An 18,277-nucleotide genomic window follows, 5' to 3' on the forward strand; every position below is an offset into this window, starting at 1 on the left:
TAGGTGGTGGGGGCCCCGCCCCCGCCCCGCCCGGGGGGCGGGCCCCCCCCCGGGGGGGGCTGCCCCTGTTTCTGTGGCGCCCGCGGCGCCCCTACCCCCGCTCCCACAAAAGAAAGAAAAGCGATGCTGCTTGGGTGGCCCGGCTATGTGCAGCGCACCCGGGGTCTGCCGGGTTTGTTGTAGGAGCGGCGTAAGCCGCGAAGCTGGCGGTGTTGGAGGTCTTGGCGCTGATGCGGGCTGATGCCGTGCGTGCTTCGCGGCTTACGCCGCTCCTGCAAAAGAAAGAGAAACGATGCCGATCGGGTGAAGGTGATCGCCAGCAATGTTCCAGGAACAAGAAAGGCGGGCCGAGGCCCGCCTTTCTGCATTGCGTTGCTGCGCGGCGTTACTGCGCGTTGTTCGGCTGCAGCTTGGCAGCGGCATCTACCGTCAGCAGGCGGTTGATGTCCTGGACTTCAGCGATTTCCAGATCACCCACGGCCTGGCTCAGCTGCAGACGGCTCAGCAGGAAGTTGTAACGCGACTGTGCGTAATCCAACTGCGCCTGGAACAGCGTCTTCTGGTTCTGCACCACGTCCAGCACGGTACGGGTACCGACTTCCAGGCCTACCTGTGAGGCGTCATACGCGCTCTGTGCCGAAACCACGGCCAGGCGACGCGCTTCTACTTCACTGATGCCTGCAACCAATGCCTGATAAGCATTGCGGGTGTTGCGATCCAGGGCGCGCTTCTGCTGCTCGAACGTATCCTGGGCGATGTCGCGACGGGCCAGTGCCTGACGCACGCCGGACTGGGTGGCGCCGCCGGCAAAGATCGGCACGCTCAAGGTCAGCCCGATGCTGTTGCTGGTGGTGTCGGGGGAGAGCGAGCTGCCGCCGATGCTGTCGCCCCATTTTGCGCTCTTGCCCCAGTTGCCACCCAGCGACAGGGTCGGGTAGTGGCCACCGCGGGCAGAGGAGACGCTGGACTCAGCGGCGCTGACCTGCAGTTCCTGCGCCTTCAGTGCCGGGTTGCGTGACACAGCATCGCTGACCAGCTGATCAACGCTGGCACGGTTGGCCGGCACTTCCGGACGGAAGTCGACCGGCAGGCCGCGGACGTCACGCACTGGCTGGCCGGTCAGCTCGGTCAGTGCCTGATAGGCGTCCTCCAGCGAGTTGCGGGTCAGGATGGTGTTGGCGCGGGCCTGGTCGTACTGGGCACGGGCTTCGTGCACGTCGGTGATCGGCGCCAGGCCTACTTCCAGACGCTTGTCGGCGTAGTCGAACTGCTTCTTGGCAGCGGCTTCGTTGGTCTCGGCAGCGGTAAGCGATTCAATGCCGACCAATACGTTGAAGTAGGTGGTCGCGGTGCGCACCACCAGGTCATCGTTGGCCGAGTCCAGGGTGAAATCAGCGGCCTTGCTGATATCGCGCTGCGCGCGCAGATTCGCGAACTGCGACCAGTTGAACAGCGTCTGGCTGCCGGTGATGCCGTAGCTGCGGGTCTTGGTGGTAGCGCTGCCGCTGACGCCGTCAGCCTTGGAATGGGCTCGGTCCAGCGAAGCCTCACCGCCGATCTGCGGCAGCAACGCGGCACGTGCCTGTACCGCGCCTTCCTTGTCGAACAGGCGCGTGGACTCGGCCGCAGCCAGCTGCGTGTCACCGTTGCGGGCCATTTCGTAGACCTGCAACAGGTCGGCGGCATGGGAAGTCAGCGGAGTGAGAGCGACTGCCAGCGCAAGGGTGAGGGATCGGCGGATCATTGCGGCTTCCTTGGACGGTTTTAGAGTTGGAATTGCGGTGCGGGCGCAGCGCCCTGCAGGTAATCAAGATCGGTTTCGAACAGCGAATTGACAGTGCCGTCGGCCTGGACCAGCACCGCTTCCATCACCGGCGATACGCCGCGGATGGCAAACAGGCGGCCGCCAGTGCGCAGCAGCTTCAGCAGTTCGACCGGAACGGTTTCCACCGCACCGGTGATGCAGATCGCGTCGAACTGACGCTGGCTCTGCCAATTCAGGCCATCGGCCACTTCAATGCGGACATTGCTGCCCAGTTTGGCGGCGTCCAGGTTCTGGCGGGCACGCTCGGCGAGTTCGGGCTGGATTTCCAGGCTCAGCACTTCGCGGGCCAGTTCGCCCATGCAGGCGCTCAGGAAGCCGCTGCCGGTGCCGATTTCCAGCACTTCGTCGCTGGGCTGCAGATCCAGCGCCTGCAAGGTACGGCCTTCGATGACCGGCTTCATCATCTTCTGGCCATGGCCCAGCGGCAGCTCGATATCGGCATAGGCCAGGGCGCGGTGCGATTCGGCGACGAAGGCTTCACGCGGCAGGCGGGCCAGCACGTCCAGCACGCGGACCTCCAGCACATCCCAGGGCCGGATCTGCTGTTCAACCATCATTTCGCGGACGTGGGAGTAATCGATCGTCATGGGAAGCTCATCATTCCAGCGCAGTGGGCCGGCCATTTTACCGGTTACCAGGCACAAAGTACGGACTGAACATTGCGGGGACAGCGGCGCCCGACGCAGTGCCGGAAGTCATTCGGACCACCGGTTCATTCAGGTTTCTGTCGCGGTTCATATGCCCGCAGGAAAAAATCAACGCTGGCGGCGATATGGGCGTCGGCATCGAGCTCATCCGGGGCAGCGCACAGGCCACACATCATATGCGTATGGACCTCGCCCTTGATCAGGCAGAAGAACTGACGCGCGGCCAGGGCCAGGTCATCGATTTCCAGCTGGCCACGCACGACGCGGGCGCCGAGGAACTCGGCCAGCGCGGTTTCGGTACGCGCCGGGCCGGCCTGCCAGAACATCTGGCGGACATGGTCGTCGGTATCCGTGGTCATCATCATGCGCTGGGTGGCAATGGCTGCGTCGCTGCTGATCAAGCCAAAAAACGCGTGGCCGATGCCGAGCAGCTGGCCGTGCAGCGGGGCCTCGTTGTCGGTGATGAACAGCTCGTCGGGCATCATTTCCACGCACTTGGCCTGGATCGCCTCACTGAACAAGGTGTCCTTGTCGCCGAAATGGCTGTAGACCGTGAGTTTGGAGACGCTGGCACGGGCAGCGATTTCGTCCATGCTGACGCCGTTGAAACCCTGCTCGATGAACAACTCCTTGGCCGCCTCCAGGATGGCCGCGCGCTTGCCCAGGTCCTTGGGGCGACCCGGACCTGAGCTGCGTGGCGCCGCTGCTGCCGACGCTGGGGAGGGTTTTTTCGGAGACATCAGGTAATACTAGACCAGCTGGTTCGATATTTATACTATACCGACGCGTTTAGTAATGGCGGTGAAACCCGCCATCTCTCTCCCCTTGCGTTCGCGACCCTACTTATGAACACCCTGCGCTGGATTGGTTGTTGCCTGTTCTTGCCCTTGCTTGTTGCCTGCGGCAAGCCCGAAACCGCCGCTGTACCCGCCGTGCCCGTGCTGGTGGAGCACCCCTCCGGCAATGGCGGGATGGCAATCAGTGCCTATCCTGGCGAAGTACGGGCCCGCGAGGAAACCGCATTGTCGTTCCGCGTTGGCGGCAAGTTGCTGCGGCGTGAGGTCGACGCCGGCCAGCGGGTGAACAAGGGCCAGTTGCTGGCCGAACTCGATGTTGCCGACTACAACCTGCAGGCGCGTGCGGCGCAGGCCCAGTTCGCCGCCGCCGAGGCGGATCTGGTGCGTGCCCGCGATGAGCACAAGCGCTACCAGGCGCTGGCCAGCCAGCAATTGGTCAGCCAGTCGGCGCTGGATGCGCAGACCGCTGCGCTGAAGGCTGCCCAAGGCCAGGCCGATGCGGCGCGGGCCAATCTCGATGTCGCCCGCAACCAATCGGGCTATGCCCAGCTGCATGCACCGGAAGGCGGCATGATCGCCACCCGCGAGGCCGAGGCCGGGCAGGTGGTCGCTGCCGGCCAGACCATTTATACGATGGCCGCCGATGGTGCGCGCGAAGTTGCCATCGCGCTGCCGGAAAGCGCCATCCGTGATTTCAGCGTTGGCCAGGCGGTCGAGGTCGAGCTGTGGAACCAGGAGGGCAAGCGGCTGTCGGGCAGCATCCGAGAGATCGCTGCCGCGGCCGATCCGCAGGCACGTACCTATGCCGCGCGGGTCAGCCTGGCGGCTGAAGCGCTGGAAGCCGTTGAACTGGGCCAGAGCGCGCGGGTATTCGCCGCCCACGGCAAGAACGGTGTGATGAGCGTGCCGCTGGCAGCGGTGCAGGCTGGCAAGCAGCCGCAGCAGGCCAGCGTATGGGTTGTGAACCCGGCCGATGGCAAGGTGCAGGCGCGCGCGGTGACGCTGGGTGCCTACGGCCCGGAAAGCGTGCCGGTGCTGACGGGTCTGAAGGCTGAAGACTGGGTGGTTGCCGCAGGCGGCCATCTGCTGCGCGAGGGCCAGCCGGTGACCGCCGTGGATCGCAGTAATCGCCCGGTGCTTGCGCCTGCCGCTGCATCCGCAAAGAAAGGGGAGTGAGGCGTGAAACGCTTCAATCTCTCTGAATGGGCGCTGGGTAACCGCCCGCTGGTGCTGTTCATGATGATCGCGATGGCGATCATCGGTGCCTGGTCGTACAAGCACCTGGGGCAGTCCGAGGATCCGCCGTTCACCTTCAAGGCGATGGTGGTGCAGACCATGTGGCCCGGCGCCACCGCCGAGCAGGTGTCCAAGCAGGTCACCGAGCCGATCGAAAAAGCGCTGATGAACACCGGCGAGTTCGAATTCATCCAGGCCTATTCGCGCCCGGGCGAGTCGCAGGTGATCTTCATGGCGCGCGACTCGATGCCGTCCAAGGACGTGCCCGAGCTGTTCTACCAGGTGCGCAAGAAGGTCGGCGACATCCACTCGCAGCTACCGGCCGAAGTGATCGGGCCGTTCTTCAACGACGAGTTCGGCGACACCTTCGGCAATATCTATGCGCTGACCGGCAAGGGTTTCGACTATGCGCTGATGCGCGACTACGCCGACCGCATCCAGCTGCAACTGCAGCGCGTGGATGATGTGGGCAAGGTCGACCTGCTCGGCCTGCAGGACGAGAAGGTGTGGATCCAGCTGTCCAACACCAAGCTGGCGACGCTGGGTGTGTCGATGCAGCAGGTGCAGCAGGCCTTGGCGCAGCAGAATGCGGTTGCCCCGGCCAGCTGGTTCGAGACCCCGACCGATCGCGTGCAGCTGCGCGTGAGCGGGCAGTTCACCTCGGTCGAAGACATCCGCAACTTCCCGATCCAGGCCGGCGAACGCACTGTGCGTCTGGGCGATATCGCCGAGGTGAAGCGTGGCTTCGCCGATCCGGCCTCGGCCAAGATGCGCTTCATGGGCGAGGATGCCATCGGCATTGCGGTGGCGATGAAGAACGGCGGTGACATCCTCAAGCTTGGCAAGACCCTGGACAGCGAGTTCGAGCAGCTGCAGAAGACGCTGCCGGCCGGCATGCAGCTGCGCAAGGTCTCCGACCAGCCGCACGCGGTGAAGGAATCGGTGGGCGAGTTCGTCAAGGTGCTGACCGAGGCGGTGGTGATCGTGCTGCTGGTGAGCTTCTTCTCGCTGGGCTGGCGCACCGGCCTGGTGGTGGCGGTGTCGATCCCGTTGGTGCTGGCGATGACCTTCTTCGTCATGCACCAGTTCGATATCGGCCTGCACAAGATCTCGCTGGGTGCCCTGGTGCTGGCGCTGGGTCTATTGGTGGATGACGCGATCATCGCGGTGGAGATGATGGCCACCAAGATGGAGCAAGGTTACGACCGCCTGCGTGCGGCCAGCTTTGCCTGGACATCCACCGCCTTCCCGATGCTGACCGGCACCTTGATCACTGCGGCCGGCTTCCTGCCGATTGCCACGGCGGCATCGAGCACCGGTGAATACACGCGTTCGCTGTTCCAGGTGGTGACGATCGCGCTGGTGGTGTCGTGGATCGCCGCGGTGCTGTTCATTCCCTACCTCGGCGACAAAATGCTGCCGGACCTGCACAACCCGCAGCCGCCCAAGCCGGGCAGTATTGCCGGGCGCTGGCACGCGCTGCGGCTGCGTTGGGCCGACCGCAATCCGGCCGTGGCCAACCTGATCAAGCCGAAGGAACTGGCGCACGACCATGACCCTTACAAGAGCGCGTTCTACCAGCGCTTCCGCGGCTTCCTGGATGCCTGCCTGCGTCGTCGCTGGCTGGTGATCCTGGCCACTGCCGGTCTGTTCGTGTTCTCGCTGGTGATCTTCCGCTTCGTGCCGCAGCAGTTCTTCCCGGATTCAACCCGGCCAGAATTGATGGTGGATATCGAACTGGCCGAAGGCGCGTCGCTGACCGCTACCCAGGCGCAGGCGCAGAAGTTCGAAGCGCTGATCAAGGGCCACAAGGGCGTGGCCAACTTCGTCGGGTATGTTGGCAATGGTTCGCCGCGTTTCTACCTGCCCTTGGACCAGCAGCTGCCAGCCACCAACTTCGCCCAGTACGTGGTGTTGGCCGAAGACACCAAGGCGCGCGAACAGCTGCGTGATTGGTTGTTGAAAGAGGTGGTGCCGAAGTTCGGTGATGTGCAGCTGCGTGTGACCCGTCTGGAAAACGGTCCGCCGGTTGGCTACCCGGTGCAGTTCCGTATCTCCGGCGAGCATATCGAGCGGGTACAGGCGATTGCCGCGCAGGTAGCGGACAAGGTGCGGCAGAACCCGCATACCACCAACGTCAACCTCAACTGGAGCGAACCGAGCAAGGTGGTGCGGCTGGTCGTGGACCAGGACCGTGCCCGCGTACTGGGCGTGAGCAGCGCACAGCTGGCGCAGTTCCTGACCAGTTCGTTGTCGGGCATGAGCGTGAGTACCTACCGCGAAGGCAACCGCCAGATCGGCATGTTGCTGCGTGGCCCGGATGATGAGCGCGCGCGTCTGGACATGCTCGGCAGCCTGGCCATTCCGACCGCCAGCGGCAAGTCGGTGTCGCTGTCGCAGGTGGCCAAGCTGGAGTACGCCTTCGAGGACGGCATCATCTGGCACCGCGACCGCTTGCCGACCGTCACCGTGCGTGCCGATATCGGCGACAGCATGCTGCCGGTGGGCGTGGTCGAGCAGATCGTGCCGACCTTGAGCGAGATCCGCGACGCCTTGCCCAGCGGCTATCTGCTGGAAACCGGTGGCACCGTGGAAGACTCGGCGCGTGGCCAGAACTCGATCAAGGCCGGCATGCCGCTGTTCCTGGTGGTGGTGGCGACCTTGCTGATGGTGCAGCTGCGCAGCTTCTCGCGGGCGGCGATGGTGTTCATCACCGCGCCGCTGGGCATCATCGGCGCGACCTGGTTCCTGCTGCTGTTCCAGGCGCCGTTCGGCTTCGTGGCGATGCTGGGCACGATCGCCCTGGCCGGCATGATCATGCGCAACTCGGTGATCCTGATCGACCAGATCCAGCAGGACATCGACGCCGGCCACGACCGCTGGCACGCCATCATCGATGCCACCGTGCGCCGCTTCCGGCCGATCGTGCTGACCGCGCTGGCGGCGGTGCTGGCGATGATCCCGTTGTCGCGCAGTGCCTTCTATGGCTCGATGGCGATCTCGATCATGGGCGGGTTGATCGTCGGCACGGTACTGACCCTGGTATTCCTGCCGGCGTTGTATGCGGCCTGGTTCCGGGTGCGCCCGGATGAGGCCAGCCACTGAAGGCTGGCTTCGGCTGATCCGCCGTCGGCGCGCTCGGCGATATGGCCGGTCGTAAGGCCGGCCGTAAGATTCGACGCCGGAATTCACGGTTGAGATGGTAAATTGTCGCGTCGGCGGGGGAGCCGGCGCGACCTGCGGAGGCGGGTTTGTTCAGACGCCAAAGGGTTTCCTACGTCATTTCCCAAGCCGCTGCCGTCCGCAAGCGGCTGGCTGTGATGCTGTGGGCGCTGCTCGCAGGCGTTCTGTCAACGACTGCCATCGTCCCTTCCGTACTGGCCGCACGGCACACCGTAGCCGGTTGGGGCATGGAACAGGGGCTGCCGCACAACCTGGTGCAGTCGGTAGCGCAGGGTAGTGACGGGTTCATCTGGCTGGGTACCTGGGAAGGCGTGGTCCGCTTCAACGGCCGCAGCTTCACCGTGTTCGATCGCCAGAACACACCGGGGGTCGAGCTGTCCGGGGTGCTCGCCATCCTGCCGGAGGCCGATGGTGCGGTGCTGTTCGGCACGATTTCCGATGGTGTCTACCGCTATCACCGTGGGCGCTGGGAAGCGCTGGGCGGGGCCGATGCACGGCATTTGACGGTCAGCGCGCTGCTGCGCGACCGCTCCGGCGGGCTATGGATAGGGGCAAAGGAAAAACTGCTGAGACTGCTGCCCTCCGGGCAGCTGCTGGATGCCGGCAGCGCCTTGGGATTGCCTGAGGTACCGATCACCGCGCTGCATCTTGGCGCGGATGACACGGTGCTGGTGGCGACCGAGAAGGGCGTCTACCAGGTGCAGCAAGGCCAGCTCAGTGCATGGAACAACACCGCCGGCTGGGTGGTGCGCGACCTGCTGGATGATGGCAAGGGCGGTTGGGTGGTCGCTGCCGACGACGGCGTCCATTGGCTGCACCGCGATGGTCAACGCCAGCACCTGCTGCCGGGCGAACGCGTGGATTCGGTGCGTCTGGATGCCAGCGGTGCGCTGTGGTTGAGCCTGTCCGCCGGGCGTCTCCTGCGCTGGGATGCTGGCAAGACCGAGCGGATCGTGATTCCCGGGCAGGTCAGTCCGGCGCTGATGATCGATCGCGAAGGCTTGGTCTGGGCGGGTAGCACCGATGGCCTGTTCCGCATCGATGAAGGTGCCGCGCGTGGGCTCACCAGCGAAGACGGGCTGGGGTCGGACTATGTGCGCGCGCTGATCCAGACGGCCGATGGTGATGTCTGGATCGGTCATTCCGAAGGGCTTGATCGGCTGCGTGGCGAGACCATCAGCCGGGTGCGCCTGCTGCCGGGCAATGGCCGCGATGCATCGGTGCTGGCCTTGGCCACCCGTGGTGGCGCGCTGTGGGCCGGCACCTACAACCAGGGCGTGTTCCAGCTGGATGAGGCTGGTCGGGTGGTGCAGCAGATCAGCTTGCCGGGCACGGTAGCGCCGCTGGTGCGCAGCCTGCTCAGTGACAGTGATGGCGGCCTGTGGATAGGCAGCTCCGAAGGCCTGTTCCATCACCAGCAGGGAAAGCTGCGCCACTACGGTCTGGACGAAGGCCTGCCAGGGCTGGCGGTGCATGCCCTGTACCGCGATCTGTCGGGCGTGCTCTGGATTGGCACCAACGGCGGCATGGCGGGGCTGGGGGCGGACGGCAAGCTGCAGGCCTGGTCGGCGGACCTGGATTTCCCGGCGCGCTACGTCTTCGATTTCCTCGGCGACGACAATGGTGACCTGTGGATGGCCACCGATCATGGCCTGCTGCGCAAGCGCGGCCTGGATATCACCGTGTTCGACCATCGCAACGGCTTGCCGCGGGACAAGATCTTCCGGGTGATCGATGACGGTGGCGGGCACCTGTGGCTGCCAAGCAACCAGGGCGTGTTCCGCCTGGATCGGCGTGAGCTGGTCGCGGTGGCGGCCGGCGCACGCACGCATCTGTCGGTGCAGGTCTTGGACCATACCGACGGCATGCCCAGCAGCCAGGGCAACGGTGCTTCTTCCCCGGCGGGTTGGTTGACCGACAAAGGGGAACTGCTGTTTCCCACCGCCGGTGGCCTGGCGGTGATCGATCCGCAGCGCGTGGATGGCAATACACGCTTCCGCAAGCTGCCTATCGCCATCGAGAGCGTGGTGGTGGATGGCGATCCGCAGCCGCTGCGCGACAGCTATGACCTGCCTGCCGGCGTGGACCGCATTGCCGTGGCCTATGCCGGGCTGGGCTTCCGCGCGCCGGACAAGATGCGCTATCGCTATCGTCTGGAAGGCTTTGACCGGGATTGGGTAGACGCAGGTAGCCGGATTGAAGCGGTCTATACCAATCTCCCGCCCGGACACTACCGGTTGCGGATACAGGCGATGTCGCTGCCGTTGGATTGGGACAACGTCAACCGTGGTGGCGAGGCGGTGGTGCAGTTGGATATCGCCGCACCGCTGTGGCAGCGGCCCTGGGTGCGCTGGTTGAGTGGGATCGCGTTGCTCGGATTATTGCTGCTGTTGCTGGGTTGGCGTGCGACGAGCTACCGGCTCCGGCAGAAGCGGCTCAACAACGAGATCGCTGCGCGAACGCAGGAACTGAGCGAGAAGAACCGAGCGCTTGAGCAGGCTGATTTCGAGCGCGCCAGCCTATTGCAGCGGTTGGAACACCAGGCCATGCATGATGCGCTGACCGGCCTGCCCAATCGGCGTGCCGGCGACGCCTACCTGCAGAAATCCCTGCAGCAGGCTGTCGCCGATGGCACGCCGCTGAATGTGGCGCTGGTGGACGTGGACCATTTCAAGCAGATCAACGACCGTTACGGCCACGAGGCCGGTGATCAGGTGCTGCGCGATATCGCCGGGCTGTTGCAGCTGCGGCTTGGCAAAGAGCAGTTTGTCGCGCGGCATGGCGGCGAGGAGTTCCTCGTGGTCATTCACGGCATGCCTTTGCAGGAGGCAGTGGCGGCGTTGCACGAGCTGAGGATCCGTCTGGCAAGGCTGCGCTTTGAAGAGGTTGATGCCGACGTCAATGTCACCGTCAGCATCGGCGTCGCCGCACTGGGCCCGGGGCAAGCGGATGGACGCACCTTGCTGGCGGCGGCGGACAGGCAGCTGTACCGCGCAAAGCGCGAGGGCCGCAACCGCGTATTGGCATGATGTCAGGCAGCTGGCCTGACTGGCCGTGGTGACTCTGCAGCGCCCAGGCAGTGGAGCGATGCATTGACGGCACCCGCAGCTGCCGTCAATGGCGGTTTGCTGTTGGCGGGACGGACTCAGTACAGGCCCTGCGCCAGCATCGCATCGGCGACTTTGACGAAACCGGCGATGTTGGCGCCGTCGACATAGTTGACGCTGCCATCGGCACGTACGCCGTGGTGCACGCAGTTGGCGTGGATCTCCTTCATGATCACGTGCAGGCGTTCGTCGACGTCTGCATGGCGCCAGGACAGACGCAACGCGTTCTGGCTCATTTCCAGGCCCGAGGTGGCCACGCCGCCGGCATTGCTGGCCTTGCCTGGCGCGTACAGGGTGCCGGCCTGCAGGAACACATCCACCGCTTCGAGTGTGGACGGCATGTTGGCGCCTTCGGCCACGCACAGCACGCCGTTGTGGACCAGGGTACGTGCGTCGGTTTCATCCAGCTCGTTCTGGGTAGCGCAGGGCAGGGCGATGTCGGCCGGGATGTGCCAGGGACGGCGATCAGCCAGGAATTCAAAGCGCGCATCATCGCCCAGCTCGGACAGGCGGCCGCGGCGCTCGTTCTTCAGCACCATCACTTCCTGGATGGCGGCGTCATCGAAGCCGTCGCGCGCGTACAGGGTGCCGCCGGAATCGGAGAAGGTCAGCACCTTGGCACCGAGCTCGCTGGCCTTGATCGCCGCGTACTGGGCGACGTTGCCGGAACCGGACACCAGCACCTTGGCACCGTGGGTCTGGCGCTTGGCGTGGTGCAGCATCTGCTCGACGAAGTAGACCGTACCGAAGCCGGTGGCTTCCGGTCGCATCAGGCTGCCGCCAAAAGCCAGGCCCTTGCCGGTGAAAACGCTGGAGGCGTCATTGCTGAGCTTCTTCATCATGCCGGCCATGAAGCCGACCTCGCGCGCACCCACGCCGATATCACCGGCCGGTACATCGGTATCGGGACCAAGGTGGCGGTACAACTCCAGCATCAAGGCCTGGCAGAAACGCATTACTTCGCCATCGCTCTTGCCCTTGGGATCGAAGTCCGAGCCACCCTTGCCGCCGCCCATCGGCAGCGTGGTCAAGGCGTTCTTGAATGTCTGTTCGAAGGCCAGGAACTTGAGGATGGACAGGTTCACCGATGGGTGGAAACGCATGCCGCCCTTGAACGGACCAATCGCCGAACTGTGCTGCACGCGCCAGGCGCGGTTGACGTGGGTCTGGCCCTTGTCATCGGCCCAGGCGACACGGAACTGGATGACCCGCTCCGGCTCGACCAGACGTTCCAGCAACCCATATTGCGTGTACTTCGGGTTCTGCTGCAGGAACGGCCACAGGCTGTGTGCCACTTCCTTCACTGCCTGCAGGAACTCGGATTGGTTGGGGTCGCGCTTGGCCACATGGGCCAGGAAGTCGTCGGGGGTGCGGTAGTTCAAAGTCATTCCTTTTTCGTGCGGGACCTGAAGCGACAGGTCCAATGAAGAAACGGCGTGGTATCCACCTGGCGGGAACAGCCCGCAAAGCAAGACGCGGCCAAGGGCCGCGTCCAGTTACATCAGTTCAACTGCGCAAGCACGGCTAGCCCGGCTTGCTGGGTGTTGAGCGCCTGCCCCTGTGCGGCGAGGTCGGCGGTGAAGTGACCGCCGTCGAGTGCGGCGCTCACCGCTTGTTCGATCGCGGCTGCCTCTGCTTCCAGGCCCAACGAATGGCGCAGCAGCATCGCCGCGCTGAGGATGGTCGCATAGGGATTGGCGATGCCCTTGCCGGCGATATCCGGTGCCGAGCCGTGGATCGGCTCGTAGATGCCGACCTTGCCCTGTTCGCCGAGCGAAGCCGACGGCAGCAGGCCCAGCGAGCCGGCCAGCATCGAGGCCTCATCGGTGAGGATGTCGCCGAACATGTTCTCGGTGACGATCACGTCGTAGACGCGCGGCTTGGCGATCAGGTGCATGGCCATGGAATCGACCAGCTGGTGTTCCAGTTCCACCTCCGGGAATTCCTCGCGGCCGATGCGTGCGGCGATGTCACGCCACAGGCGCGAGGTTTCCAGCACATTGGCCTTGTCCACCGAGGTGAGCTTGCCGCGGCGCTGCTGGGCCAGGCGGAAGGCGCTGCGCAGCACGCGCTCGATCTCGACCACGGTGTAGCGGCACAGGTCGCTGGCGCTGTCGGCATCGCGGCTCTTGTCGCCGAAGTAGATGCCGCCGGTCAGTTCGCGGACCACCACGAAGTCCACGTCCTTGAGCAGTTCGGGCTTGATCGGCGAGGCATTGAGCGCGGCCGGATGGGTGCGCACCGGGCGCAGGTTGGCGTACAGGCCCAGGGCCTTGCGGATGGCCAGCAGGCCTTGTTCCGGGCGCACCTTGGCGTTCGGGTCGGACCACTTCGGGCCACCGACGGCGCCGAGCAGAACCGCGTCGGCCTTGCTGCAGGCATCGAGGGTGACTGCCGGCAGCGGCTCGCCATGATTGTCGATGGCGACGCCACCGATGTCGTGTTCGCTGAAGCTGAAGCTGTGACCGAATCGGGCTGCGATGGCCTTGAGCACGTCAACGGCAACGGCGGTGATTTCTGGACCGATGCCGTCACCCGGCAGTACGACGATGTTGGCTTGCATGTAAGGGTTCCGGTTGCTGTTGTTGAGAACTCCCTCCCTTGCGCCGAAGGCGCAGGGGAGGGCTGGGGAGGGGTAGCTTCTGCCGTTGCTCTTGGAGCAGAACAAGCCAAAGCCAACCCCCTCCCAACCTCCCCCTGCCGGCTCCGCGGGCAAGGGGAGGGGTGTTTCGTCAGGCCGCGCGAGCCGCCTCATACCGCTCGATCTCATCGACCCGGCCCAGCAACCAGCCCAGCTGATCCACGCCTTCCAGCAGACAGGTCTGCGAGAAGCCATCCAACGGGAAGCTGTACGCCTTGCCGCTGGAGGTGCGCAGCTCCAGCGCTGCTACATCCACCGTCAGTTCGTCATCCGGATTCTGCATCAGCGCCTGCACATCGGCTTCGTCCAGCACGATCGGCAGCAGGCCGTTCTTCAGCGCGTTGTTGCGGAAGATATCGGCGATCTCGCTGCTGACAATCGCCTGCAGGCCCAGATCGGTCAGCGCCCACGGCGCATGTTCGCGGGAGGAGCCACAGCCGAAATTGCGTCCGGCCAACAGGATGGCGCGGCCTTGGTTATGCGGCTGGTTGAAGGCGAATTCGGCATTCGGCGAACCATCCGCCTGCCAGCGCCAGTCATTGAAGGCGTTCTTGCCCAAGCCGGCACGCTCGGTGGTGGACAGGAAACGCGCCGGGATGATCTGGTCGGTGTCGATATTGGTCTGGCGCAGCACCACGCTGCGCGAGGTGATCGTGGTCAATGCGGCCATCACGCCACCTCCTTGGCAAACAGATCGCGGGTATCGGCAACGCGGCCATTCACCGCCGCCCACGCCGCGCTCATCGGTGAGGCCAGCAAGGTACGCGAGCCCGGCCCTTGGCGGCCCTCGAAGTTGCGGTTGCTGGTGCTCACCGCCAGCTGGCCCGGTGCGACCAGATCGCCGTTCATGGCGATGCACATCGAGCAGCCCGGCTCGCGCCATTCGGCACCGGCGGCTCGCACGATCTCGTGGATGCCTTCGGCCTCGGCATCGCGCTTGACGATCTCTGAACCCGGCACCACCAGCATGCGCACGCCATCGGCGACGTGGCGGCCGCGCAGTACCTGCGCCACTTCGCGCATGTCGCTCAGGCGGCCATTGGTGCAGGAACCGACAAACACCACGTCGACCGGCGTGCCGATCAAGCTGTGGCCGGCTTCGAACTTCATGTAGTCCAGGCCCTTCTGCGCGGCGGCGTCATTGGCGGCCGGAATCGGCGCATCAACGGCAATCGCGGTGCCTGGGTGCGTGCCCCAGGTCAGGGTCGGGCGGATGTCGGCGGCATCGATCTGCACTTCCACATTGAAGCGCGCGCCTTCGTCGCTGTTCAACGAGGACCAGTACGCCACGGCGGCGTCGAAGTCGGCGCCCTTGGGGCCGCGCGGGGTCTTGGCGACCCAGTCGAAGGTGATCTGGTCCGGCGCCACCATGCCGGCGCGGGCGCCGGCTTCGATCGACATGTTGCACAGGGTCATGCGCTGTTCCATGTCCATCGCACGGATCGCCGAGCCACGGAATTCCAGCACGTGGCCGGTGCCACCGTTGACGCCGATCACGCCGATGATGTGCAGCACCACGTCCTTGGCACCCACGCCCGGCGCCACCTCGCCATCGACGGTGATCGCCATGGTCTTGGCCTTGCGCTGCAACAGGCACTGCGTGGCCAACACATGGCCGACTTCGCTGGTGCCGATGCCGAAGGCCAGCGACCCAAACGCGCCATGCGTGGAGGTGTGGCTGTCACCGCAGACGATGGTCATGCCTGGCTGGGTGAAACCCTGCTCCGGGGCGATGACGTGGACGATGCCGCGGTTGGCCGAAGACAGGTCGAACAGTTCGATGCCGTACTCGGCGCAGTTCTTGGCGAGGGTTTCAACCTGCGCTTCGGAGGCTTTGCTGGCGTAGGGCAGCTTGCCATCCGGGCCGGCCGGCAGGGTCGGCGTGGAGTGGTCCATCGTCGCCTTGGTGCGATCGGTGCGGCGCGGCGTGATGCCGCGCTCGCGCAGCTCGGTGAAGGCCTGCGGCGAGGTGACCTCATGGATCAGGTGCAGGTCGATGTACAGCACGGCCGGCGCGTTGTCGGATTCGGGAACGACAACGTGGGCATCCCACAGTTTGTCGTACAGGGTTTTGGGTGCGGAGCTCATTGGTTCGTTCCGTTGCCTATGTTCTGCCGTCGCGCTCAGGCGCTGACGGCTTCCTCGGTGGTGCTGCTTTCACGCTGGCGCAGCAGGCGGTTGGTGACATCCAGCCAGGCGAGCGCGCTGGCTTCGATGATGTCACGGCTGGTGCCGGTGCCTTCGAGGATTTCGCCTTCGTGGCGCACGCTCAGGTTGGCTTCGCCGCGCGCATCGGCGCCGATGCCGACGCTGTGCACGTGGTAGCTGTCCAGGGTCAGCTGCACGCCGGTGGCGGCCGACAATGCCGAGAACAGGGCATCGACCGGACCATCGCCCTGCGCGGTTTCAGCCACGCGGTTGCCTTCCGGATCGGACAGCTCGACCAGTGCATTGGCGCGGCTGCCGACATCGCTGATGGTCATCGAGGCAAGGCGGTAACCGTCGCTGCTGGAGGTGCCCTGCATCAGGGTCTGCAGGTCGGCGTCGGTAACCACGCGCTGCTGTTCGCACAGTGCCTTGAACTGCTCGAAGATCAGCTTCAGCTCTTCCTCTTCCAGCCAATAGCCCAGCGCACGCAGGCGTGCTTCGACCGCGGCGCGACCGCTGTGGCGGCCCAGCACCATCTGCGAGGACTCCCAGCCCACGTCTTCCGGACGCATGATTTCGTAGGTATTGCGGTTGCGCAGCATGCCGTGCTGGTGGATGCCGGATTCGTGCGCGAAGGCATTGGCGCCGACGATGGCCTTGTTGCGCTGGACCGGCATGCCGACCAGGCGCTGCAGCAGCTGCGAGGTGGGCACGATGCGGCGCGTGTCGAAGCCGGTGTCGAAGTTGTTGTAGAAGGCGTTGCGCACCTTCAGCACCATCGCGATTTCTTCCAGCGCGCAGTTGCCGGCGCGCTCGCCGATGCCGTTGATCGAACCTTCCACCTGGCGTGCTCCACCTTCGATGGCGGCCAGCGAGTTCGCTACGGCCAAGCCCAGGTCGTTGTGGCAGTGGGTACTGAACACCACCTTGTCAGCGCCGGCCGCATTGGCGATCACATGCTGGAACATCGCTCGGATTTCTTCCGGCGTGGTGAAGCCAACGGTGTCGGGCAGGTTGATGGTGCGCGCGCCTGCGGCGATCGCGACCTGGGTGACCTCGGTCAGAAAGTCCAGCTCGGTGCGGGTGGCGTCCTCTGCGGAGAACTCGACATCGTCCAGGTAGCCGCGCGCCATGCTCACATGCTTGTGCACCGATTCCAGCACCTGTTCCTTGCTGATGCGCAGCTTGTGCTCGCGGTGCAGCGGACTGGTGGACAGGAACAGGTGCAGGCGCGGGCGCGCTGCGGCTTCCAAAGCCTTGATGGAGGTTTCGATATCGCCGGCCAGGCAGCGCGACAGCACTGCCAGGACCGGCTGTCGTACCTCGCGGCCGATCAGTGCCATGGCTTCACGGTCGGACTGCGAACTTGCGGGGAAGCCGGTTTCGATCACGTCCACGCCCAGTTCCGCCAGCGCCCTTGCCATCACCAGCTTCTGTGGTGGCGTCATGCTGCAGCCGGGTGATTGTTCACCGTCACGCAGGGTCGTGTCGAAGATGGTAATTCGCGGGGTATTGTTGGTTGGAGTATTCACCAGAGGGTCTCCTCGACTGCGGCGGTAACGGAAATTTGGGGGGATTCGGATTTGGAACTGCGCTGTGTCGATGCAACGACACGGCTTCTAAGTCGTTCGGCGTTACGCCGTCGCGGTTTGCGTGGTGGGCTGGGGCGTACTTCAGACAACAGTGTCGACAATACCGTGGCATCGATGTTGCCGCCGGATACCACCGCACACTTACGCTTGCCGGAGACGCGGCGGCCAGCGGCCAGCGCCAGTGCGCCAGCACCTTCGGCGATGACGTGTTCTTCCAGCGCCAACCGCACCAGGGTTTCGCGCAGCTCGGCTTCACGCACGATGACCACATCGTCGAGCAGGCTGGCGCACAGGCGGCGGGTGATGAAGCCGGGGATTTTCACTTTGACGCCATCGGCCAGGGTCGGCACCGGGTCAACTTCGCGCACATCGCCCTTGATCGCGCGTGCCATCGAGTCCACGCCTTCAACCTGCGCGCCGATGATGCGCACGCCCTGCGACTTCAAGGCCAGCGCAACGCCCGAGGCCAGGCCACCGCCGCCGATCGGCACGATAACCACGTCCGGTGCATGCGGTGCCAGTTCGATGCCCAGCGTGCCCTGGCCGGCGATCACGTCGGGGTCGTCGAAGGCGGACAGGAAGCGGTAGCCGTTCTGCTCGGCCAGCTCACGGGCGAAGGCGAAGGCCTCGTCATAGCTGTTGCCGTGCTGGCGCACGGTGGCGCCCCAGTGCTGGACGCCAGCGATCTTGGTGGCCGGAGCGCCATGTGGCATCACCGTGATGGCCTGCACGCCCAGCCGGTGCGAGGCCCAGGCCACACCCTGGGCGTGGTTGCCGGCCGAGGCGCAGATCACCGGGCGTTCGTCGCCGCGCTCCAATGCCGCCAGCATCGCGTTCAAGGCGCCACGCACCTTGTAGGACCCGGTGCGCTGCAGATTTTCCAGCTTCAACCAGGTGCCGAAACGCTCTGCGTAATGCAGCGGGGTAGGCGGCAGGAAACGGCGCAGGCGGGCCTGCGCGGCCAATACGTCGGCAACGCTGACGTTCAGGACGTCAGCGGGTGTTGCAACGGCGACGGTGCGGCCACGATCAGGCATGTACGTGGCCGTCACCGGATACGAGCGAACCAGCTGTCGACTGTTCGCGTCGAAGAAGACGCCT

12 protein-coding genes are annotated in these 18,277 nt (G+C 65.0%); 3 read left to right on the forward strand and 9 right to left on the reverse strand.

Annotated features, from left to right (window positions below; all coding sequences use genetic code 11):
* Nucleotides 1–385: 385 nt before the first annotated feature.
* The 3 genes from ACVOLV_RS04300 to ACVOLV_RS04310 all read right to left on the reverse strand — a co-directional run bounded on the left by ACVOLV_RS04300 (nt 386) and on the right by ACVOLV_RS04310 (nt 3,212).
* On the reverse strand, nt 386–1,744 hold the full coding sequence (locus ACVOLV_RS04300; RefSeq protein ID WP_481553306.1) for a TolC family outer membrane protein: 1,359 nt from the start codon (nt 1,742–1,744) through the stop codon (nt 386–388).
* A gap of 20 nt (nt 1,745–1,764) precedes the next feature.
* Complete coding sequence (locus tag ACVOLV_RS04305; protein ID WP_481553307.1) at nt 1,765–2,412, reverse strand: protein-L-isoaspartate O-methyltransferase family protein; 648 nt, start codon at nt 2,410–2,412, stop codon at nt 1,765–1,767.
* A 125-nt stretch (nt 2,413–2,537) separates the two neighbouring features.
* Nucleotides 2,538–3,212: a TetR/AcrR family transcriptional regulator gene (locus tag ACVOLV_RS04310; RefSeq protein WP_481553308.1), complete on the reverse strand. Its 675-nt coding sequence runs from the start codon at nt 3,210–3,212 to the stop codon at nt 2,538–2,540.
* Between the two features lie 105 nt (nt 3,213–3,317).
* Here ACVOLV_RS04310 and ACVOLV_RS04315 point away from each other — a divergent pair, with 105 nt between their 5' ends.
* From ACVOLV_RS04315 to ACVOLV_RS04325, 3 genes are all read left to right on the forward strand, one after another.
* Nucleotides 3,318–4,445 (forward strand): efflux RND transporter periplasmic adaptor subunit, encoded by a 1,128-nt coding sequence (locus ACVOLV_RS04315; protein WP_481553309.1) that lies wholly within the window; start codon nt 3,318–3,320, stop codon nt 4,443–4,445.
* 3 nt (nt 4,446–4,448) lie between these two features.
* Nucleotides 4,449–7,610 carry an efflux RND transporter permease subunit gene (locus ACVOLV_RS04320; protein ID WP_481553310.1) on the forward strand — a complete coding sequence of 1,054 codons (3,162 nt, stop codon included), beginning with the start codon at nt 4,449–4,451 and terminating at the stop codon, nt 7,608–7,610.
* Between the two features lie 215 nt (nt 7,611–7,825).
* Nucleotides 7,826–10,717, forward strand: a complete 2,892-nt coding sequence (locus tag ACVOLV_RS04325; RefSeq protein WP_481553367.1) for a ligand-binding sensor domain-containing protein — start codon at nt 7,826–7,828, stop codon at nt 10,715–10,717.
* 116 nt (nt 10,718–10,833) lie between these two features.
* On the opposite strand, the gene gdhA is transcribed toward ACVOLV_RS04325, so the two are convergent.
* The 6 genes from gdhA to ACVOLV_RS04355 form a co-directional block, all read right to left on the reverse strand.
* Nucleotides 10,834–12,183 carry an NADP-specific glutamate dehydrogenase gene (gdhA, locus tag ACVOLV_RS04330; protein ID WP_481553311.1) on the reverse strand — a complete coding sequence of 450 codons (1,350 nt, stop codon included), beginning with the start codon at nt 12,181–12,183 and terminating at the stop codon, nt 10,834–10,836.
* Between the two features lie 113 nt (nt 12,184–12,296).
* Nucleotides 12,297–13,358: a 3-isopropylmalate dehydrogenase gene (gene leuB, locus ACVOLV_RS04335; protein ID WP_481553312.1), complete on the reverse strand. Its 1,062-nt coding sequence runs from the start codon at nt 13,356–13,358 to the stop codon at nt 12,297–12,299.
* A gap of 169 nt (nt 13,359–13,527) precedes the next feature.
* A complete protein-coding gene (leuD, locus tag ACVOLV_RS04340; RefSeq protein ID WP_481553313.1) occupies nt 13,528–14,106 on the reverse strand; it encodes a 3-isopropylmalate dehydratase small subunit in 579 nt (192 codons plus the stop codon).
* Nucleotides 14,106–15,524 (reverse strand): 3-isopropylmalate dehydratase large subunit, encoded by a 1,419-nt coding sequence (leuC, locus tag ACVOLV_RS04345; RefSeq protein WP_481553314.1) that lies wholly within the window; start codon nt 15,522–15,524, stop codon nt 14,106–14,108. Before leuC ends, leuD begins: the two co-directional genes overlap by 1 nt.
* Nucleotides 15,525–15,559: 35 nt before the next feature.
* A complete protein-coding gene (locus ACVOLV_RS04350) occupies nt 15,560–17,116 on the reverse strand; it encodes a 2-isopropylmalate synthase (RefSeq protein WP_481534435.1) in 1,557 nt (518 codons plus the stop codon).
* Nucleotides 17,113–18,213: a threonine dehydratase gene (locus ACVOLV_RS04355; RefSeq protein ID WP_481553315.1), complete on the reverse strand. Its 1,101-nt coding sequence runs from the start codon at nt 18,211–18,213 to the stop codon at nt 17,113–17,115. The genes ACVOLV_RS04350 and ACVOLV_RS04355 overlap by 4 nt, the downstream gene beginning before the upstream one ends.
* Between the last annotated feature and the right edge of the window lie 64 nt (nt 18,214–18,277).

It is taken from the genome of Stenotrophomonas sp. STEN023 (assembly GCF_056760135.1).